The organism is Mesorhizobium sp. 113-1-2 (assembly GCF_016756475.1).
GTDB lineage: Bacteria > Pseudomonadota > Alphaproteobacteria > Rhizobiales > Rhizobiaceae > Mesorhizobium > Mesorhizobium loti_C.
The window spans coordinates 7,156,391-7,177,268 of the sequence record NZ_AP023242.1 but is presented as its reverse complement, the minus strand read 5'-3'; the positions used below and the strand labels follow the sequence as shown (position 1 = coordinate 7,177,268).

18 protein-coding genes and 1 pseudogene are annotated in these 20,878 nt (G+C 63.7%); 8 read left to right on the top strand and 11 right to left on the bottom strand.

The genetic code is table 11. The annotated features are described in order from the left end of the window. Positions 1-13 precede the first annotated feature (13 nt). Complete coding sequence (locus tag JN279_RS34550; RefSeq protein ID WP_202351426.1) at positions 14-1,009, bottom strand: acyltransferase family protein; 996 nt, start codon at positions 1,007-1,009, stop codon at positions 14-16. 412 nt (positions 1,010-1,421) lie between these two features. Between JN279_RS34550 and JN279_RS34545 the strand changes: the two genes are divergently transcribed. The 4 genes from JN279_RS34545 (at position 1,422) to JN279_RS34530 (ending at position 6,852) form a co-directional block, all read left to right on the top strand. Then, positions 1,422-2,564 carry a hypothetical protein gene (locus tag JN279_RS34545; protein ID WP_202351425.1) on the top strand — a complete coding sequence of 381 codons (1,143 nt, stop codon included), beginning with the start codon at positions 1,422-1,424 and terminating at the stop codon, positions 2,562-2,564. Between the two features lie 202 nt (positions 2,565-2,766). Beyond that, positions 2,767-4,410: a DUF882 domain-containing protein gene (locus tag JN279_RS34540; protein WP_202351424.1), complete on the top strand. Its 1,644-nt coding sequence runs from the start codon at positions 2,767-2,769 to the stop codon at positions 4,408-4,410. Positions 4,411-4,591: 181 nt separating this feature from the next. Continuing rightward, positions 4,592-5,494, top strand: coding sequence for a MurR/RpiR family transcriptional regulator (locus tag JN279_RS34535; RefSeq protein WP_202351423.1), 903 nt, complete (start codon positions 4,592-4,594; stop codon positions 5,492-5,494). Between the two features lie 41 nt (positions 5,495-5,535). Then, positions 5,536-6,852, top strand: a complete 1,317-nt coding sequence (locus tag JN279_RS34530) for a M20 family metallopeptidase (protein WP_202351422.1) — start codon at positions 5,536-5,538, stop codon at positions 6,850-6,852. 22 nt (positions 6,853-6,874) lie between these two features. Here the strand turns inward: JN279_RS34530 and JN279_RS34525 are convergent, their stop codons facing one another. From JN279_RS34525 to JN279_RS34505, 5 genes are all read right to left on the bottom strand, one after another. Beyond that, on the bottom strand, positions 6,875-7,909 hold the full coding sequence (locus JN279_RS34525; RefSeq protein ID WP_202351421.1) for a branched-chain amino acid ABC transporter permease: 1,035 nt from the start codon (positions 7,907-7,909) through the stop codon (positions 6,875-6,877). Next, positions 7,906-8,781, bottom strand: coding sequence for a branched-chain amino acid ABC transporter permease (locus tag JN279_RS34520; RefSeq protein WP_027045159.1), 876 nt, complete (start codon positions 8,779-8,781; stop codon positions 7,906-7,908). The genes JN279_RS34525 and JN279_RS34520 overlap by 4 nt, the downstream gene beginning before the upstream one ends. A 112-nt stretch (positions 8,782-8,893) precedes the next feature. Further along, positions 8,894-9,607: an ABC transporter ATP-binding protein gene (locus JN279_RS34515; protein WP_202351420.1), complete on the bottom strand. Its 714-nt coding sequence runs from the start codon at positions 9,605-9,607 to the stop codon at positions 8,894-8,896. Beyond that, positions 9,604-10,341, bottom strand: coding sequence for an ABC transporter ATP-binding protein (locus tag JN279_RS34510; protein WP_202351419.1), 738 nt, complete (start codon positions 10,339-10,341; stop codon positions 9,604-9,606). Before JN279_RS34510 ends, JN279_RS34515 begins: the two co-directional genes overlap by 4 nt. A 3-nt stretch (positions 10,342-10,344) precedes the next feature. After that, on the bottom strand, positions 10,345-11,598 hold the full coding sequence (locus JN279_RS34505) for an ABC transporter substrate-binding protein (RefSeq protein WP_202351418.1): 1,254 nt from the start codon (positions 11,596-11,598) through the stop codon (positions 10,345-10,347). A gap of 190 nt (positions 11,599-11,788) precedes the next feature. Here JN279_RS34505 and JN279_RS34500 point away from each other — a divergent pair, with 190 nt between their 5' ends. Next, on the top strand, positions 11,789-12,607 hold the full coding sequence (locus JN279_RS34500; RefSeq protein ID WP_202351417.1) for an alpha/beta fold hydrolase: 819 nt from the start codon (positions 11,789-11,791) through the stop codon (positions 12,605-12,607). 13 nt (positions 12,608-12,620) lie between these two features. Here JN279_RS34500 and JN279_RS34495 read toward each other — a convergent pair whose 3' ends face one another. Continuing rightward, entirely contained in the window at positions 12,621-13,154 is a 534-nt protein-coding gene (locus JN279_RS34495; RefSeq protein ID WP_202351416.1) for an HD domain-containing protein, read from the bottom strand. A gap of 43 nt (positions 13,155-13,197) precedes the next feature. Then, positions 13,198-13,968: pseudogene (locus JN279_RS34490) on the bottom strand (SDR family NAD(P)-dependent oxidoreductase). A 218-nt stretch (positions 13,969-14,186) separates the two neighbouring features. Between JN279_RS34490 and JN279_RS34485 the strand changes: the two are divergent. The 3 genes from JN279_RS34485 (at position 14,187) to JN279_RS34475 (ending at position 17,285) form a co-directional block, all read left to right on the top strand. After that, positions 14,187-14,387 (top strand): hypothetical protein, encoded by a 201-nt coding sequence (locus JN279_RS34485; protein ID WP_202351415.1) that lies wholly within the window; start codon positions 14,187-14,189, stop codon positions 14,385-14,387. A 98-nt stretch (positions 14,388-14,485) separates the two neighbouring features. Further along, a complete protein-coding gene (locus JN279_RS34480; protein ID WP_202351414.1) occupies positions 14,486-15,886 on the top strand; it encodes a multicopper oxidase family protein in 1,401 nt (466 codons plus the stop codon). Positions 15,887-15,971: 85 nt separating this feature from the next. Then, on the top strand, positions 15,972-17,285 hold the full coding sequence (locus JN279_RS34475) for an NAD(P)H-dependent oxidoreductase (protein ID WP_202351413.1): 1,314 nt from the start codon (positions 15,972-15,974) through the stop codon (positions 17,283-17,285). 360 nt (positions 17,286-17,645) lie between these two features. On the opposite strand, the gene proC is transcribed toward JN279_RS34475, so the two are convergent. Genes proC through JN279_RS34460 form a run of 3 tightly spaced genes read right to left on the bottom strand, consistent with a single transcriptional unit; the run spans position 17,646 to position 20,817 of the window. Then, positions 17,646-18,461: a pyrroline-5-carboxylate reductase gene (proC, locus tag JN279_RS34470; RefSeq protein ID WP_096454143.1), complete on the bottom strand. Its 816-nt coding sequence runs from the start codon at positions 18,459-18,461 to the stop codon at positions 17,646-17,648. 60 nt (positions 18,462-18,521) lie between these two features. Beyond that, positions 18,522-19,850 carry an O-antigen ligase family protein gene (locus tag JN279_RS34465; RefSeq protein ID WP_096454145.1) on the bottom strand — a complete coding sequence of 443 codons (1,329 nt, stop codon included), beginning with the start codon at positions 19,848-19,850 and terminating at the stop codon, positions 18,522-18,524. Beyond that, positions 19,819-20,817, bottom strand: coding sequence for a glycosyltransferase family 2 protein (locus JN279_RS34460; RefSeq protein WP_096454147.1), 999 nt, complete (start codon positions 20,815-20,817; stop codon positions 19,819-19,821). The genes JN279_RS34465 and JN279_RS34460 overlap by 32 nt, the downstream gene beginning before the upstream one ends. Positions 20,818-20,878 lie beyond the last annotated feature (61 nt).

Genomic DNA, 20,878 nt, shown 5'->3' with positions numbered 1-20,878 from the left:
GATGCCGGCGCGATCAGCTTCGAGCCGCGACGACTGGATCTGTGACCGCGAAGCGATTGAACATCGCCACAAGCGGCTTCTCAAATCTGATGTGGATGCGCCAGCCGAAAAGCACGCAGGCCGCCGTGGTGACCAGGATGATGAGATCGGGCTCAATCGGGTAGGCCATCCACAGCGGCAGCATCGCCGAGGCGATCAGCGTGTGCGTGAGGTAGAGCGAGTAGGATGCGTCGCCTTGCTCGGTCCAGATGCCCGGCTTCGCCTTGATCTGCATCGTTCCATAGACGATCAGCGCTGCGGGTAGGCCATAGACGAGCACGCGCCGGAAGCCGTCGGTCCCAACGAGGAAATCGAGCGTGCCGCCGCCGGGCGCTATTCCGAGCGGGCCGGCCATCACCAGCGCCACGGCCCCGAGCGGGATGCCCAAGAGGCCAACCCGCCGCATCGGCGCATTGGCGATGGCAACGCCCATCAGAAATTCGAGGATGATGGGGTTGCCAAGGAACTGGAACACCGGGCCGAACGGGCGCAGCAGCATCGCCACGCCATAGAGGCCGATCAGCACGTAAATCGATCGGCGATTCCAGAGAACCAGGGTCGCGGCTGCATAGAACAGCATCTCGAAACACAGCGTCCACGCGACCGGCAAAAGCGGCTCGGTCATGACGTCGGTTGCCGGCCAAAAGAGGAACGTGGCGACGACGCTGCGCCAGCCGAAGCCCGTCTTCGCCGCGATCAGCAGCGTAGGGATACAGACCAGGAAGTAGATCGGTACGATGCGCCGCCAGCGCCGCCAGGCGAACCCGCGCCAGCTCAAACCTGCCGCTATCCGCGCGATGATGACGCCCGAGATGACGAAGAAGATGTCGACGCCGGCACGGCCGACAAGCTGCACATCTTGCGGCAGCAGTCCGTTCGATCCTGTCGCGACGGCCGCGATCTCGGCCGAATGGACGTAGACCACCAGCAGCGCCGCGACGAAGCGAAGGATCTGCAGCGACCAGATCATAGCAGCAACTGCGCCACTCGAACCGGCCAGAGACAATCGGTGAACATCCTCAGGACCTGCCTCAAGGAGTGCCTTTCAGTGCGAGCTAATGAACCATCACTTCGGCGGCCATGCAAGGCGATGGTTTCCAGGCGGTTAATGCTTGCGACCGCCTTCCAGGAGACCGCGCCCACCATGCTGGCGCGGCCTTCCTGATCATAATTCAGTTGGCTGTGGTCCATCCGGCTTGGCATTACGGGATTGATGGATATGCTTTGGTGCTGGCGACCCGATTATATAGGGGCCGTTGCCGGACGCGTGGTGAAACGCTCGCCGCAGGCCAACCGACGGCCCATTCTGTCGTCACGAGTTGCGTAGGACCTCATTCAGCAGAGCGTCGATGGCTAGATAAACGATCACAGGGGAAGGTAATATGGCACTTCACCTATCGGCGGATGCCCCGGCTTCAGCAGCAGTCACGCCGCAAAAATATCTCTTTGGCCCGTTCATCGACTTTTTCATGCTTGGCGGAAGCGCGCTTGTCATCCTGCCGGTCCTGTATTTTGTGCCGCTCCGGTACGAAGCTGCCCTGACGCTGACGATGTTCTTGCTCTCACATCTCATAAACCAGCCGCATTTCGGTCATTCCTACCAGATCTTCTACCGCAATTTCGCGCGCAAGGTGCGCGGCGAGGGTTACGGCCGCAGCCTCCAGATCCGCTATATCCTGGCAGGCATTGTCGTCCCGTTGGCCATGATTGCCTTCTTTGCCTATGGCGGACTGGCGGGGAACGCCCGGCTGCTCGGCAACGCAACCAACGCGATGGGCTTTTTCGTGGGCTGGCACTACGTCAAGCAAGGCTACGGCATGCTGATGGTGGATGCCGTGCTGAAGCGCAAATTCTTCAGCGATCAGGACAAGAAGGTGTTGCTGTTCAACGGCTACGCCGTTTGGCTGTTCGCCTGGCTTCAGACCAATGTGGTGATCACCCAAAGGCAATTCTGGGGCTTGGATTATTACACCTTCGCGGTCCCGCCATGGCTCATCACCATCGCCATGTCGATCGCCGCCGCCTCCTCGGCGGCCACCGCCGTGATGTTCATCAATCGCTGGCGCAAGCATGGTGGGGCGCTGCCCTACAATGGCGTCGTCGCCTATGTCGTGTCGCTTTACGCCTGGATCCTGTTCGTGACGCTGAACCCGCTCTGGCTGCTCGTGGTACCGGCGATGCATTCGCTGCAGTATCTGGCTGTGGTCTGGCGCTACCAGACCAATGTCGAGCGCGATCGAGCCGATGCCGTCGAGCGGTTGGGACCGAAGGTCCTGTCCACGCTTGGACCGGTGTACAGGCTGCGCGTGCTGGCGTTTGTCGTCTTCGGCGGAATTCTCGGAGCGCTCGGTTTCTGGCTGGTGCCGATGGCGCTGACGGCCATGGTTCCCTACGACAAGGCGGTGCTCGGCTCGTCGCTTTTCCTCTTCATCGCCTGGATTTTCATCAACGTGCACCACTACTTCCTGGACAATGTGATGTGGCGGCGCGGCAATCCGGAAGTCTCGAAATATCTGTTCCGCTGACGCGATCGGTTGAATTCAGCGAAGGCCCATTCCCGGCGCGAACACGATTCATTAACCAAGATGCTGTTCATCGACAGGACGAGTTTGTGCGACAGATGCCCGTCTGCCTGGTCAAGCCTGCTTGTCCGGTCGAGGCTCGAAAAGAAGGCTCCGCAGCCGGCGAGGACGTCAAATCGCCCGAAACAGAAACAATGTGCAAGGCATGAATGTGATCGAAAGCGAACAGAACGCGCCTGGCGCCTCACAGCGTTGGACATGGTTGCCGGCCATTGTCGTCGCGCTCTTTTGCCTGTGGGTCACCAGCGCGTCCGCCGAGACGCGCGCCTTGAAGATCCAGCACCTGCATACGGGCGAGAAGGCCGAGATCGTTTTCAAGCGCAACGGGCGCTACGATCAGGCGGGACTGAAAAAGATCAATTTCATGCTGCGCGACTGGCGCCGCAACGAGCCGACCAGGATGGATCCGCGCCTGCTCGACCTCGTCTGGCAGGCTTATCGCGCCAGCGGCTCGACGTCCTATATCCATGTGGTCAGCGCCTATCGCTCGCCGGCGACCAACGCCATGCTGCGCAGCCGCTCGAAGGGCGTGGCGCGGGAAAGCCAGCACATGGTTGGCCGCGCCATGGATTTCTTCCTGCCTGACGTGCCGCTGAAGAAGCTGCGCGACATCGGCCTCAGGATGCAGGGCGGCGGCGTCGGCTATTATCCGACCTCCGGTTCGCCTTTCATTCACATGGACGTCGGCAATGTGCGGCACTGGCCGGGCATCAGCCGCCAGGAACTGGCCAGGGTCTTCCCGAACGGCAACACGCTGCATGTGCCGAGCGATGGCCGGCCGCTGCCCGGTTATGACCAGGCGCTTGCCACCTACAAATCGCGCAAGGCCGCCGGCACGCCCAACATCGAGCTGGCAAGCGCCGACAGCGGCCAGCGCAAGTCGCGGGGTCTGCTGGCGACACTTTTGGGCCGCGGCGCGGACGAGGCGGATGATGTCGCGGAAGCGGCCCCGGCGCCGCGCAAGCCGGCCAAGTCGGTTGAGACCAAGGCGCCAGGGCAGGGCATCGCCATCGTGCCAACGGAGTCAGCCCAGCGCGCGGACATCCAGATGGCGTCCGCCGGTGCGGCCGAAGAGCCGCTGGCCGAGCAAAAGGTGAAGACGCCCGAAGCGATCGTCACGGCGATGGCGCCCAGCGCGGTGCCGTTGCCGGCCTTCGCCCCGCGCGCCGCCCTCGCGGCCAGCATCCCGACCCCGCAAACTGCGCCGTTCGTGATCGCCAGCGCGTCCACGGCGCAAGCCGAACTCTCCGCGACCAAGCCGGCGGTAGCCAATGCCGAAATGGGCAAGACAGACACCGCTGCCGCGAGCGTCGCGCTCGACATGGTGGCGCTGAACATCCCCTTGCCGACGTGGCGGCCGCAGAGCCAGACGAGCCCGTCGCGTCAGCCGGAAGCGGCCAAATCTGCCGATGCCATCGCTGCCTTGCTGACCATGCATCATCCTGATGACGGCCTCGGACTGGCCGGTAAGCGGGTTGCAGTCCCCGCATCGAAACCCGAAGATCGTGTCAGGACCAGCCCCAAGGCCGATCGTGTCCAGCCACGTCTCGGTCCCGAAGCCACCGCCGTGATTGTGCCCGTGGCGTCAACCGGCCGTCCGCTTCAGGCAGGTCGCGGCATCGCCGGCGGAACCGCGTCGACCGCGGCGCCGGTCATTGCCGCCAATTTCATCCGCACGGCGCCGGAGCAGGTCTATCTCGACGGATTCCAGCCACGCGGACAGACGTCAGATCACCGCCGCTTCACTGGCTCCGCGGTGACATTCCTGCCCATCGCCAGCTTCAAATAGGGGGCGAACGCTCCCGTTCGATCCGCTATAGTGTCGCGCGATGTGGATGGCCTGTGCCGTCACGCCATTGCGCAATCCATGCCGAGGTCGTTCACACGGCTCTGTAAAATATTTTCCAAATTTGACAATCGTGCATGAAATTGTAAGATAATCGTCTTTCTGTCAGCGAGAGGCGATGACCATGTCGATCCGCGAAGAACTGGCCAACACCACCTTGGCGTTCACCTCGGCGGAAGAAAAGATCGTCCAGGTCCTGCTTGCCGATTATCCGATGTCGGGGCTGGGAACAGCAACCCGGCTGGCACGCCGGGCCGGGGTCAGCGACCCCAGCGTGACGCGGCTGATGACCAAGCTCGGCTATGTCGGCTTTGCCGATTTCCAGGCGCGCCTGCTCACCGAAGTGGAGTCCAGGCTGCATTCGCCGCTGCTGATGATGGAGGCCAAGCGTCCGGGCGGCTCGAGCGAAGGCACGGCGCTCGCCTATTTCCACTCGGTTTCCGACAGCCTGGAGCGCACGCGCACGGCGGTGCCGCTGCAGGCCTATACGCGCGCGGTCAATTTGCTGCTCGAGACCAAGGGCCAGGTCGTGCTGCTGGGCGGCCGTTTCAGCCGGCATATCGCCTCCATGCTTGCCGGCTATCTCCTGCAATTCCGCTCCGGCGTACGCGACATCGGCTCGCTCAGCCCCGCCGATTTCGATCTTCTGATCGACCTCGGCAAGCGCGACCTTCTCGTCGTCTTCGACTACCGGCGCTACCAGTCGGACGTGGTGCGCTTTGCGCAACAGGCGCATGAACGCGGCGTCTCCATCCTGTTGTTCACCGATGTGTGGCTGTCGCCGATATCAGAGATTGCCGACCTGACCATGGTCGCGGCGATCGATGCCAATTCGCCGTTCGACACGCTGGCCACCGCCGTCGCCCAGATGGAAACGGTCTTTGCCCATGCGCTGGAAGGCCATGGCGCCGGCGTGCGCAAGCGCATCGAGGATATTGAGAAGATCCGCAGCGCCAATGCCGTCACGCTCGATGCCGCCCTGTCGCCGGACAGCGAGACCGCCAAACCCAAAGCCCCAAGGAAATAGCGTCGATACGCCCGATGCGGCGATGCGAGGAAGGAACAATCATGCCTGATATCAAGACCATCATCGACGCCGTGCAGGCCGGGATCGAGGCCGACCGCGACTGGCTGATCGGCTTGACCCGCGACATGGTCCGTATCCCTTCGGTCAATCCCAAATTCGAGCCCAAACCGGCGATCAACCGCGAGGCGGATGTCCAGGCGCTGCTCGAACCGATCCTCAAGCAGGATGGCTTCCGCACCGAACAGTGGGATGCCTTGCCCGGCCGGCCCAATCTGGTCGGCGAATGGGCCGGAAATGAAGACCGCAGCCTGATCCTGTGCGGGCATATCGATGTCGTACCAGTCGGCGAGATGAAGGACTGGTCGGTTGATCCGTTCGGCGGCGAGATCACCAATGGCCGGCTCTATGGCCGCGGCGCGGTCGACATGAAGGGCGGCGTCGCGGCTTGCGTCGCCGCCGCGCGTGCGATCAAAAAGGCCGGCATCACGCTGCAAGGCCGGCTGGCGATCCACTCCGTCGTCGACGAGGAGGCCGGCGGCTTCGGCGCCATAGATGCGGTGAAGAGGGGCAAGCTCGCCAAGGCGGTGCTTGTCGCCGAGCCGACCTGGGGCGATGTCCTGCCGGTCGAGGGCGGGCTTGAATGGGCGCGGGTGACGATCCGTGGCCGCAACGCGCATTCGGCGCTACGCTACAACGAGATCTATCCGCAGCGCCACGACAAGGACCGGCTGAAGCCGGGCGTCAACGCGATCGAGATCGCCGCCCGCTTCATCGCCACCGTGCGCCAGTACGAACTCGACCGGACGCGGGCAAAGTCGCATCCGCTGCTGCCGATCGGCATGAACACCATCAACATCGGTGTCATGCATGGCGGCACCGGTCTTGGCGAGCACGGCCTGCCGACGGTGATGACCAACCCGGCCATCATCCCCGATGTCGCCGTGCTCGACCTCGACATGAAATTCCTGCCGGATGAGAATTCGGCCGACTATCGCCGCGACTTCGAGGCGTTTGTCCATCATTTCGCGCAGACCGACGCCTGGCTGCGCGACAACCCGCCGACCATTCAGTGGGAACTCGGCGGGCTGCATTTCCCGCCGATGAACACGCCGGTTGACCACCCGCTGGTGACGTCGCTGATGAAGCGCAAGGCCGCCATCGGCAAGGCGCCGCAGGCGCGCGGCTTCGTCGCCGTCTGCGATGCCGCGCACTACGCCGGCGCCGGCGTCGACGGCGTCATCTTCGGTCCCTCGGGCGACGGTTTCCATGGCGCCAACGAATATGTCGAGGTCGAGTCCGTCGTCGAGACCGCCAAGGTGATCGCCGCTTCGGTGATCGACTGGTGCGGCGTGCGCTGAGCGGAATTCCTGTTTCCGGCGCTCAGGCCGGGCGTTTGATCCGCCCGGCGACAGCGCCCCATGCGGCCTTGATCATGCCGGCCAGCCCGCTGGGATAGGCCAGCATCACGCCGATGATCAGCACCGCCGTGATCATCGGCCGCCAGGCGCCGAAATTGGCCATCCACTCGGCGAAGATGGTCAGCACGAAAGAGGCGATGATGGCGCCATAGATGGTGCTGGTGCCGCCGAGCAGCACCATCGACAGGATGATGGTGGCGAGACTCATGCCGAACACGTCGATCGAGGCATTGCGCTGGTAGGCGGCGTAGAAGGCGCCGGCAACGCCGGTGAAGAAGGCGCTTGCCGCCAGCGTCAGCATGCGCTGGCGCACGATCGAGACGCCGCGGCTGATGGCGTATTCCTCATTGTCGCGCAACGCCACGATGCTGGCGCCGGCGCGTGAGCGCACGAAGACGCGCAGGAACAAGGTGCTTGCCACCAGCAGCGCCAGCGCGATGTAGAAATAGGCGAACTTGGCGTCGCGGACCATGTTGTGGTCGAACCAGTAGAGGCCGGGGATGCGCACGATGCCTTGCGTGCCGCCGGTGATGTCGGACTGGCTGAGGATTACCTGCATCACCAGCTGCGCGAAGCCGAATGTCACCAGGATGATGTAGATGCCTTTCAGCCGCAGGATCGGGATGGTCACCAGGATCGCCGCCAGCGTGGCGATGACCCCGCTGGCAAACAGCGCGATCCAGGGGTCGAGGCCGGCGAGCTTGGTCAGCAGGCTGTAGGCATAGACGCCGATGCCGAACAGCGCCAGATGACCGAAATTGAAGACGCCGCCATAGCCGAGGCTGAGGTCCCAGTTCGAGGCGACGATGGCATAGATGAAGGCCATGATCAGGATGTGGCGGGCATAGCTATCGCCGAAGACCAACGGCAGCAGCGCCAGCAACGCGAAGCCGAGCACGAAGCCGACGGCCTCATGCTTCCACGGCGTGCGGCCGGGCGCGATCGGGGTTGCCGCTGCGGTGCGGATCCGCGCGATCGGCGAGGTTATGTCGGTCATGCGAGGCCTCGTGAGCGGCTGGCGAAAATGCCCTCGGGGCGCACCATCAGGGTCAGGATCAGCACGCCGAACAGCAATGCCGGCGTCCAGTAGAGGCCGAAATAGTAGCTGCAGGCGGCCTCGAAGAAGCCGATGAGATAGGCGGCGAAGATCGGTCCCGATATGCTCGATATGCCGCCGAAGACCACGACGATCAGCGCCTTGAGCAGCGGGTCGCTGCCCATGACAGGCGACATGAAGCGATAGCCGCCCATGAAGATGCCGGCGAGCCCCGCCAGCGAAGCGGCGATGGCGAAGGCCAGCCCATAGAGCGCCGTGACGTTGAGGCCGACCAGATGGCTGGCATCCTCGTTCTGCGCCACGGCGCGCAGCGCCAGCCCAAGCCGGGTGCGGTTGAGGAACATCCACAGCGCCGCCAGGATCAGAGGTGTGATGACGATGATGGCGATCTGGTGCAGCGAGACGCCGACGCCGCCTATGGTGGCGTTGCCGTCGATCAGCGCCGGGATCTGCTTCGAACGCGGCCCCCAGATGGTCAGGGCACCGTTCTCGATCAGCGATCCGGCGGCCAGCGTGGTGATGACGACGACCAGCACGATGTTGGGCCGGCCGATCAGCGGCCGCACGACGCTCGCCTGCAGGATCCAGCCGACGCCGGCCATGACGACGACGGCGATTGGAAAGGCGACCGCTGCCGGCAGGCCGAGTTCAACCAGTTGCCAGGCGATGTAGGCGCCCAGCATCATGAACACGCCATGGCTGAAGTTGAACACGCCGATCGTCGTCCAGACCAGGGCCAGTCCGACCGCCATCATAGCGTAGAGCGAGCCCTGGAACAGGCCGCCGAACAGGATTTCCGCCAATGCGCTCATGTCCTGATTCCTCAAGCATTTTGCAGCCAAGCGACATCGCTTGGCGTCGCAGAAATGCGGCAAAAACAAATCACTAGAGCGGGATGCATTTTCAATTCAGATGCATCCCGCTCTAGTGGCCAAAATACATTGACATGATCTCGCCGTGGTCGAGGCTTTCGCCCGGCTTGATCTCGGTCGCCACCGCGCCGTGATTGACGAGGTAGAGCTGCTGCGTCAGCTCGAGCAGGAATTCGATGTCCTGCTCGACGACGATCAGCGGCACGCCGCCGCGCGAAATGTCCATCACCGAGGCGCACAGCTCGTCCTTGATCTTGGGCGCCAGCCCCAGCGTCGGCTCGTCGAGGATCAGCAAGCGAGGGTGGCTCATCAGCGCCGTGCCGATCGACACCATCTGGCGCTCGCCGCCCGACAGCGTGCGCACGCGCTGGCGCCAGCGTTCCGCCAGTTTCGGGAACAGCTTGATCACCTTCTCGCGGTTTTCCGCCTCATGCGGCCGGGCACGTGGCGAATAGGCGCCGAGTGCCATGCAGTCGGCGATGGAGAGATCGGGAAACAGCCGGTTGCCTTGCGGCACATGGATCAGCCCGGTGCCGACAATGGCGCGGGCGCTGCGGCCGGCAATGTCCTGCCCATCGAAAAGGATGCGGCCGCTCTTCGGCTGCAGCAGCCCAGAGATTGCCCGCAGCAGCGTCGTCTTGCCATGGCCATTGGGTCCGAACAGGCCGACATTGCCGAAGCGGCCGGCCTCCAGCGAAATGTCGTTCAGTACGGTAACGCGGCCATAGCCGGCGGTGACGCCTTCGACGGTGAGGATGGGATTCACGCCACCGCCCTCCTGGTTCCGAGATAGGCTTCGATGACACGCGGGTCGGCGATCACATCGGCCGGTTTGCCGGCGGCGAGCACGCGGCCATTGTTGAGCACCAACAGATGCTGCGATAGGCTCATCAGGAAGGTCAGCACATGTTCGATCAGGAGAATGGTGATGCCGCGCTCGGCGATGCGGCGGATCAGCCCGATCGACGTCTCGATCTCCGGCTTGGTCAGGCTTGACGCCGGTTCGTCGAGCAGCAGCATGCGCGGCTGCATGGCGATCGCGGTGGCAAGCATCAGGCATTTACGCTCGAAGACGGAAAGCTCGCCGGCCAGCCGCCCGAACGACGCGGATCCCAGTCCGACGAATTCAAGCGCCTCGGCGGCGGCTTCGCGGGCCGTCGCTGCCGCTTTCTCCTGCTTGCCGTAGCTGGCGCCGATCAGCGCGTTTTCGAACACGGTCAGTCCATCGAAGCTGGTCTCGCGCTGAAAGGTGCGGGCAAGGCCGAGGCGTGCGATGGCATGCCCTGACTTGCCGTTGATCGCGGTTCCGTCGAAGCGGATGCGGCCCCGGTCGGGCCCGAACGGGATGCCGGTGATGATGTTGAACAGCGTGCTCTTGCCGCTGCCGTTCGGGCCGGCGATGCCAAAAATCTCGCCGGCCTCGACCTTGAATGACACGCCGTCGACGGCCTTTAGCGAACCGAAGGCCTTCGAGACGTCGTCCAGTTCAAGCAGGGCCATTCCTCACTGCATCCAGGGCTGCGGCTTGAAGGCGCCGGTGGCGTATTTCTCCGGCGAGATCAGCGTACGCTGGCCGTCCCAGATCTGGAAGAAAGTGATCGGGATATAGTCGTCGCCTTGTGTGGCAAGGTGCGTCGCGGGATCGAACTTCAGCCGGCCCTCCGCCACCTGCTTGTCGGTTTCCGACAGTGCTTTCATGATCGCTGCGTGGTCGGATGCGCCGCCGACCTTCTTGACCGCGTCGAAATAGACATTGGTCATTTCGTAGAGGCCGACGCCGTAGGTGCCGCTCTCGACGCCGTACTTGGCCTTGAACTTGGCCGCCACCTCGTCGGCGCGCGGGTTCTTCGGTGTGGTCAGCGCGCCGCCGAGCAGATTGTAGATGACACCGTTCGATTTCTTGCCGGTCAGTTCGACGAATTCCGGCACGCTCGGCGCATATTGCAGGAAGACCAGGCTCTTGGTCGGCTGCTCGAGGAACTGGTTGAGGAAGGATGCCGAATTACCGGGCAGGTAGTCGGTGTTGATGACGACATCGGGAACATTCTCGCGCACCTTGGCCAGGATCGAGCGCCAGTCGGTCACTTCGCCGAAGGGGACGATTTCGTCGACACTGATGGTCCAGCCCTTCTCCTTGAAGGTCTTCTTCATGCCTTCGGAGATGGTCTTCGAATAGGCGTTGTCGGAGGAGATGATGGCGACCTTCTTGGTCGGCAAGGTGATCTTGCCGTCGGCCGCGAGCTTCTCGACGAACAGGGTGACGTCGGTGTTGTAGGCGTCGAAGGACGGCGTCAGCGACCAGCAGCACATGTATTTGTCCGGGTGCGGCGCGATGATGTCCCTGGTCTGCTGTGAGGTGGCGGCCAGCATGTAAGGCATCTCGGCCTCGGCCATGTTGTCGATCTCGAAATTCGTCAGGCTGGCATAGCCGGTGAGCATGAACTGCACGCCGGGATCGCCAAGCAGGCGCTCGACCGCGCTGGTGACGTTGCCGGCCGACTGATCCTTGACGTCACCGACCACCAGTTCGAACGTGTTGCCGGCAACGCCGCCCGCGGCGTTCGCCTCGTCGATCGCCATCTGCACGCCGCGCTGGAATTCCTGGCCGTCGGCCGCGGCAGGCCCGGTGATCGGCGCCAGCAGGCCGATCTTGACGACATCGGCGAAGGCGGGAACGGCGGATACGGCAAACGCGCCGATCAGCGCGGTGCTCATCAGCATATGGCGGAGTCTGGTGGCGGCGGATTTGGATTTCATCGTGCTGTTCCCTGTTTTCCTCCCGTTCATCGGGAGTTGGATAATTGACAATCTACGCATAATTGTTCTTATTTGAAAAGGATTTTTCAACGCAGCCTGATCGGGAAGACGATTCCCGCAAAGGTATGGAAGCCGTGGCGCTTTGCTGCGCAACTGCACTGAAACAAGGCAATTCCAGACGGAGCGGACCATGACGATCGCGCAGAAGACCCTTGAAACCAGCCAGGGCAGGATCGCCGTCCGCGAGACCGGCGGCAAAGGCACCTCTGTCCTGCTGATCCACGGCAATTCGTCTTCGAGTGCGGTTTTCCGCAACCAGCTCGAGAGCCCGCTGGGCGAGCGCTACCACATCATCGCCGCCGATCTGCCGGGGCACGGGGCATCAGGCGATGCGATCGATCCGGACCGCTCCTACAGTATGGAGGGCTATGCCGATGCGATGACGGAAGTGCTTGGGCTGCTCGGTATCGACAGGGCCATCGTCTTCGGCTGGTCGCTGGGTGGCCATATCGGATTGGAGATGATCGACCGCTTTCCAGGCCTGCTCGGCCTGATGATCACCGGGACGCCGCCGGTGGCGCCCGAGGAGGTCTCCAACGGCTTCAAGCCGAGCCCGCACATGCACCTTGCCGGACAGGAAACGTTCACTGCCGCCGACGTCGAGGCCTATGCGCGCAGCACCTGCGGCGAGCCGTTCGAGCCGTTTCTGATCGACACGGTCGCGCGCACCGACGGGCGGGCGCGTCGCCTGATGTTCGAGAAATTCGCGGCCGGCACCGGCCGCAACCAGCGCGAGATCGTCGCCGGCAAGACGCCGCCGATCGCTGTCCTCAACGGCATCGACGAACCCTTCGTCAACACCGACTTCGTCTCGGCGGTGAAGTTTTCCAACCTTTGGGAAGGCAAGGCGCACCTGCTCGACAATTCAGGCCACGCGCCTTTCTGGGATTCGCCCGACCGTTTCGACCCGATCTTCGCGCGGTTCCTGGCAAGCGTGGATAAGAACTAGACGCAGCCTGCCGTCATGATCTTGCCGGGCTATCCGACGGCATGGAGCACTGTTCGGCGGCACGCCTCCACAGCGTCGCATCGCCCTCTCTCAGAACCTCGAGCAGCCGGATCTTTTCGACGCGGTAGACGCGCCAGAAGCCGGGATCGAGCCATTCGATGGTGCGCGTGTTGTCGATGAGATCGGCGAGCTTGATCGTCTTGGCTTGCGCCGGCGCGGCTGCGGTATGTTCCAGATCCCTGGCCTTGCGCGCAGCGCGGTTGCCGTCGGAAGGCACAGACACATCGGTCAGCCACCCGACGAGTTCGGCGACCGTGCGGCCGAACTCTTCTTCAATCTCGGCAATCGTGACGGGCGTGTCTTCCACCACATCGTGCAGATAGGCCGCGGCGATCATTTCAACCGTATGCGGCACGCCACGCACGATTTCGGCGACCGCGGTGGGGTGCACGATATAGGGTTCGTTGGTGTATTTTCGCCGCTGGTCGATCGACTCGTGCGCCCGAGTGGCAAACGCAAGGGCACGGCGCTCCAAATCGCTAGGCAAGACTCCCCTCCCGAAAATATCCTTCCAAAATTGGCGGCAGGGCCTACGCCACCGACCAGCCACCATCGACCAGTATATTCGTTCCAGTAATCAGCGACGCTGCCGGCGAGGCGAGGAACACCACGGTTCCCGCCACATCGATCGGGTCGCCGATCCGGCCGAGCGGAATGTGGCCGAGCACATGGGCATGGAAATCCGGTTCGGCGAGCGAGGGGCGTGTGCCGTCGGTCCAGATGAAGGTCGGCGCCACGCTGTTGACGGCGATCCCGTGCTGCGCCCACTAGGCCGCCAGGCAGCGCGTCAGATGGTTGATCGCCGCCTTGGTCATGCAGTAGATCGCCTCGCCCTTCAGCGTGACCGTGCCGGCCTGCGAACTGATGTTGATGATGCGCCCACCTTTCTGCGCGATCATCAGCTTTCCGACCGCCTGCGTGGTGAAGAACGTGCCCTTGAGGTTGACGTTCACGGTGAGGTCGAAATCCTCCTCGGTGACGTTCTCCGCCAGGTTTTCCGGGCCGAGCCCGACATTGTTGACCAGCACGTCGATGCGGCCGAAGGCGGCATGCCCGTCGGCGACACCCTTGCGCACCGTGGCGAGATCGGTCGCATCCATCTGCACGGCAAGCGCCCGCCGGCCGATGCGTTCGATCTCGGCGACAAGCTCCGCGCCGTCGGCCTTGTTGCGCACGCCGACGATTACGTCGGCGCCGGAGCCGGCGCAGGCGAGCGCACAAGCGCGGCCAATACCGCGCGAGGCGCCGGTGACCAGCACCACCTTGCCGGCCAGATCGAATTTTGGTGTGAAGTCCGTCATAGCAACCTCCCCTGAAAGCTTATCGGGCCGAGCCTGTGGACAGTCCGCGCATAGGAACGGCCGCTTTGGTTGAAGACTACCTGCTCACGGCGTGAAAGCCAGCTGGCATCGGTGCCTCACGACAAGAACACCGTTCGTCCCGGGACTTGCCACGCGCCGGCCGTCATGATGCCATCTCGCAAGGTAAGATCGCGCGTTGCGGGTTCCGGGGGTGGGCGATGCAGCTTACCGAGGACAGCCTCTGCGACGTGCTGACCGACCTGGGTGCTGCCCGCAAGGACAAGGCGCTGGCTGAGGAAGCGATCGCCGCTTGCCAGGAGGCGCTCGTCATCTTCAGGGACTGCAAGATGGACGATCTCACCGCCGGTTCCGAGAAGAACCTTGCCGAGGCGCAAGCCTTGCTGGCTGATTTGAACTGAGACGCGATGTGCCAATATCGGCATTTGCGCCGGCGGCTCGCCTGTGATCCAAGGCGACGATAAATCCTTGGCACTCGTCTTTGTAGCTGGAGCGCTGAATGACCGGATTGACACGCCGCAGGCTCTTGAAAACGGCAGCGATCGCTGGCGCAAGCGGGCTCGGGCTCGGGCTCTCGGCCATCGGCAGGCTTGGCAGCTGGGCTGCTGCCAGCCCCGAACCGGTGGTGCTGCAGACGGCGAAAATCCAGGCGAAGCTGATGGATGTCGGCCCGACCAACAATGTGCTGACCTATGGCAATGCCGGGATGCCGCCGGTGCTGAGGATGAAGAAGGGCGACCCGTTCGCCGCGCGCCTGGTCAATGCCATCGATGATCCAACAACCATCCACTGGCACGGCATTCGCGTGCCCAACAAGATGGATGGCGTGCCGTTCCTGGTGCAGCCCTACGTCTACACCGGCGACCATTTCGACTACGCCTTCACCCCGCCCGACGCCGGCACCTTCTGGTATCACCCGCATTGCAACACGCTGGAGCAGATGGGCCACGGCCTGACCGGCGTAATCGTGGTCGAGAACCCGAACGATCCGAAATTCGACGCCGAATTCGTCCTCAATCTGCGCGACTGGCGTCTTGGCGACGACGGCCAGTTCATCGACCAGTTCCGGCCGCGCGATGCGGCGAGAACCGGCACCTACGGCACGGTGCGCACCGCCAACTGGCTCGACCAGCCGCAATATGACGCGCCGGCCGGAGGCCTGGTGCGGCTGCGCGTTGCCATCACCGATGTCACCCGCATCTATGCCTTTCGCGTCGACGGCGCCGAAGCGATGGTCATAGCGCTCGACGGCAATCCAGTGCGTGAGCACTTTTCACCCGATGCCTTGCTGCTTGGGCCGGGGCAGCGCATGGAACTCGCCATCCGCATGCCCGACCAGGAGGGCGCGGTGGTGAGCCTGCGGGACGTCAGGGGCACCAAGCCCAAAATCCTGGCGACCCTGCAGGCGACGGGCAGTTCTCTGAAGCGGGATGTCCGCGATGTTGCCCCGCTGGAGGTCAATCCCGTGGCGGAGGTCGATCTTACAGCAGCCCAGCATATTTCCCTGGCGCTCAGCGCCACGGCGGAAAACGTCCCGAGCGATGGCATCTGCGGTTCGCTAGGCTACAGTTTCTGGGCCATCAACAAGGTGCCGTGGCCAGGCGATACATCCGATCCGACCGCGCCGCTGGCCGAACTGAAGCTCGGCAAGAGCTATGTCATCGACATGGAGAACCTGACGCCGCAGTCGCATCCGATGCATCTGCACGGCATGAGTTTCAAGGTGCTGTCGTCCTCGACGCGGCAGGTTGAGCCGTTGATTTCCGACACCTATCTCATCCAGCCCAACGAGAAGGTTCAGCTCGCCTTCGTCGCCGACAATCCCGGCGACTGGCTGCTACACTGCCACATCATCGAGCACCAGAAATCGGGCATGACGAGCTACGTCAGAGTGGTCTGAAGCAACGTTTGAGCGGTTTCATTGGCAAAAGCGGGTGGTTCCCTGCTATGCCGCCTCCAAATCAGGAACCATGGACATCTCCTGCATGACCAATGTCGCCTTGACAGGCCTTGCCCGCGATCTCGCCAGCCGTGCCGCCGAAGACCGCCCGGTGCGCATCGGCGTCATCGGTTCGGGCGAGATGGGCACCGACCTCGTCACGCAAGGCATGCTGATGCCGGGCATTTCGGTTTGCGCCGTCTCGACTCGACGCCCGCACACCGCGCGTGACGCCATCCGCATCGCCTATGGCGACGAGGCGATGGCGGTCGAAGCCGACACGGCATCGAAAGTCACCGCAGCCATCGAGGCGGGAAAGATCGCCATCACCTCCAACGAGATGCTGGTCACCAATCCACTGATCGACGTCGTCATCGACGCCACCGGAAAACCCGGTGTCGCCGCCGATTTCTGCCTGTCGGCGATGGAGCATGGCAAGCATCTGGTGATGATGAATGTCGAGGCCGACGTCACCATCGGCTGCTATCTCAAGCAGCAGGCCGACAGACTCGGCGTCGTCTATTCGGTCGGCGCCGGCGACGAGCCGTCGAGCTGCATGGAGCTGATCGAGTTCGCCTCCGCGCTCGGCCTGACCATCGTCTCGGCCGGCAAGGGCAAGAACAACCCGCTCAACCACGACGCCATGCCCGACGACTATCGCGAGGAAGCGATCCGCCGCAACATGAACCCGCGCATGCTGGTCGAGTTCGTCGACGGCTCGAAAACCATGGTCGAGATGTGCGCCATCGCCAACGCGACGGGCCTGGTACCGGACGTGCCCGGCATGCATGGCCCGAAGGCCGACCGCGACGACCTCGTCAAAGTGCTGATCCCGCGCGAGGATGGCGGGCTGTTGCTGAAAAAGGGCGTCGTCGACTACACGATCGGCAAGGGGGTCGCGCCCGGTGTCTTCGTCATCGTCGAGGCGACGCATCCGCGCATCATCGAGCGCATGGACGATTTGCATATCGGCCACGGTCCCTACTACAGCCTGTTCCGGCCGTATCATCTGACCTCGCTGGAAGTGCCGCTCACCGCTGCCCGCATCGTGCTTTCCGGCAAGCCCGACATGGTGCCGCTGCCAAGGCCGGTCGCCGAAGTCTGCGCGGTTGCCAAGCGCGACCTGGCTGCCGGCGAGACCTTCGATGCGATCGGCGAGACCTGCTACCGCTCCTGGACGATGACGGTCGAAGAGGCCCGTGCCCAGCGCGCCCTACCGGTCGGCCTGCTCGAGGGCGGCAAGGTGCTGAAGCCGGTCAGGAAAGGCGAGTTGCTGACCGCCGACAATGCCGCGCCCGACTCAACGACAAGGCTGTTCGCCTTGCGCCGGCTGCAGGATGAGATGCTGTATGGCGCGTAAGACGACCCCGTTGGCGCTGGGGATTTTGGTCGCTCTATGAGCAAGGATGAAATCGACGGCATGGGGGGTATCCCTGATGTCGACATCGGTAGAACATCATAGACATTCGCGATTGGCCGAAGCCTTCCCAACTTCGTCGTCCCTGGGCGGAGCAGGAGCGAAGCTCCGTCGCGGAGACCCTGGGATCCATTCCGTGACCTTGGTCGGAGAGTGCAGCGAAGCAGAATTCTGCACCGTGGCAGCGCTTCCGAGTCCCGGCATGGATCCTGGGGTCTGCGCCGCGTCGCTGCGCTCCTTGCTTCGCCCCAGGATGACGAACCAAAGGTCGGTTCCGTCAAGGTACGCAAAGAAGGTAGCGGCTTACTTCCCCAGTTCGATCGACCGCAGCCGCGCCGCTTCCACGGCCTGCGTGAGCAAATTGGTCAGCCGGTCCTCGCCCATCAGCACGCCAAGAGCCGCTGCGGTGGTTCCGTTCGGGCTGGTCACCTGCTGGCGCAGCACGCCCGGGTCCTCCCGGCTTTCGGCGGCCAGCGAGGCGGCGCCATAGACGGTCTGCATGGCGAGCAGTCTGGCGGTCGCCGCCGGCAGGCCGGCCTTCTCGGCGGCTACGGTCAGCGCTTCGATGAAGTGGAAAATATAGGCCGGCCCCGATCCCGACACGGCGGTCACCGCATCCATCAGGCCTTCGTCGTCGATTGTGGCCACTTCGCCGCTTGCCGACAGCAGGTCGGCGACGAAGCGCTTGGTGTCATCGGAGACGAGCGGGTTGGAAAACACCACCATCATGCCCTTGCCGATGGCAGCAGGCGTGTTGGGCATGCAGCGCGCGATCGGCGCGCGGCTGCCGAGTATGTCTTCGAAAGTGGCGACCGGCGTGCCGGCGGCGATGCTGACGAAGGTGGTGCGGCCGTCGCCGAAACGCTTGTAGGCGGCAGTGACGTCGCGGATCACCTGGGGCTTCACCGCGATGACGACGAGGTCGGGCACCGCATCGGCTGGAATCTCACTGGCATCCGCGGCCGCAGCGCAGCCAAGCGTTGCAGCGCGCTGGCGCAGATCGGCATTGGGCTCGACCACGAAAACCGCCGATGGCGCAAGCTTGCCTGATTTCAGCCAGCCCGAGAGCATGGCGTAACCCATATTGCCACAGCCGGCGAGAACAAGCCTGATCGTCATTGAGAACCCTCCGAAGGAAGGTTCTGACATAGACGCTCGCGGTTCCCTGGGGAAGCCCCGTCAGGCAGGACGAGAGGGGCTGCGCACCGCGATCGGCCGCAGCGATACTTGCCTCAGGCCAAGCACGCCGAGCACGAAGAACAGCCAGACCGGGTCGCCGCGATGGAAGAAGAAGCTTTCGAGGAAAGCGTTGAGCGCGGTGAACAGCACCACCATCATGAAGAAGTCGCCGAGATAGATGTTTTCCTTGCGCAGTGGGATACGCATGTAGTCGCGCAGCGGCGCGATGAGGAAGGTGTAGACCGCCACGCAAAGCGCGGGGATGCCCATCAGCACGGCGATGTCGAGATAGCCGTCATGGCCGTGCACGATGGTCCTGATATCCCAGGGCCGGTCGAAGGGCTGGTCCTGGTTGAGCAGCAGCGGCGTGCCCCAGAAGCTTTCATAGCCGTAGCCGGTCCATGGCTTCTTAGCCAGCATCGAGCCGGCGAACTCCCACAGTGTCGTGCGGCCGGTATAGGTCATGTCGGGGAAATAGACCGCCGACAGATGTTTCACCGGCGGCAGGAAGACGATGCCCAGCGTGCCGACCGCCGTGGCGATGATCGCCAGCGCAAACAGGATCGGCGTGCCGAGCCGCATGCCGATCAGGCTCGGCAGCACCACAATCAGGATCGAGAACGGCACCAGGCCGGCGGTGGTCTTGGAGCCGGTGTGCAGCATGAAGATCATCGCCGCGCAGAAGATCCCCGCGCCCCACCAGCGTTGCCCGCGCCGGTAGAGATAGAGGCCGGCGAAACTGAAGCAGGCCATGATCGGGCCGGCGATGTTCTTGTGGGTGAACACGCCGCGCCACAGGCCCGCATGTTCCGGCTCCTGGGAGTCGGCCGTGTGCAGCGCTTCGTGCGGGAAGACGATCAGGCCGACATAGGAAAGCCCCATGACCACCACAGCGGTGAAGATGATGACTTTCGAGAAGGACTCGGCATCGCGCGGCAGTGCCAGGATCGTCGCCATGGTCAGGATGCCGATCATGGTGAAGGACGCGGCGCGCATCGCCGAGGGCGGGTCGGTCGCCAGCACCACCGACAGGAAGAAGAAGCCCAGCATCAGCACCCAGGATGGGCTGAGCAGCGAGCGCACGATGCGCGGATCGGCAAAGGCCATCAGCGAGAAGATCGAAATGGCGCCGAGCGAGCCGAAGCCGAGCTGGTTGACGATGTCGCCGCCGTCGCCGGTGAGTTCGGCGCCGGCCGGCTGGAACGGGCGGAAGGACACCATGATGACGGTGAACAGAAGTGCGGCGATCGCCGTCGCCACGCCGTCGCGCGTGAACGCGTCGCTGAGCGGGGCGCGCTCAGTTTTTCTCGGGCTGGCGATACTGCTCATTGGCATATCCGAATTCGGCCAGCACGCGGCCGAGCGCCACATGGACGGGGTAGATTGCGATCGCCGGCGATCCTGTCCGCGCCAGCCGGATCAGGCCGCGAAACGGCGCGGCGGCAAGCAGCGCCAGGCTCTTCGCGAACACCTTGACGCCGGCCAGCGGCGTGCCGGCGCGCTTCTTCTTCTCGACCAGTGTCGAGATCACGCCGTTGCGCAGGCTGCGGGCCCGGATCCAATCGGCCTCGACGCGCCGCGCCGGGACGGTCTCACGAACCTTGGCCTCCGCGCACCAGCCGAGCACAAAGCCCCTTTGCGCCGACCGGCTGAGAAAGTCGGAATCGCCGCCGCCCGTGAAATTGAATTTCAGATCGAGGAAGGGCGGCCCCATGGCGACCAGCACGTCGCGCCCGACCAGAAGATTGCCGGACGAATAGAGCGCGGGCACGCGCCCGGTTTCCCGGTAGGGTGGCGCGAACACCGGATGCTCGGCCCATCTCACATGGGCAGCGTCTGCGAAGACAGGCACCTGCGGGCCGCCGACGATATCGGCGCCGAGCGTCTCGGCAGCCGTGCACATGCGTTCCAGCCAGTGCGGATCGGCGATCTCGTCATCGTCGATGACCAGCAGATGCCTGAAGTTCGGAAAGTGCAGGATCGCCGTTTGCCAGCCGGCATTGTAGGCGCTGCAATTGCCGCGCTCATGCGCGATGATGACCATGCCGGGCATCTCGCCGCGCTCGAACATCGGCAGCACCGCCTTGGCGCCTTCCTGCGCCTGGGCTTCGTTCTCCATGACGATGACGGCAAAGCGCCTGCCGGTCCGCTGCGCACGCAGCGACGCCAGCGTTTCCAGCACCTGTTCGGGCCGCTTGAAGGTCGGCAAGGTGACGATCGCTTCGACAACCTCCACGTTAAGCCGGGGAGACCGTCCAGCGATCGATACCGAACCGTCCGATGGCAAAGGGATCATCCGTGTCCAGCCACATGGTGAGTCGCGTTCTGGTAGCACCACGATGATAAGGTTTCGTTAA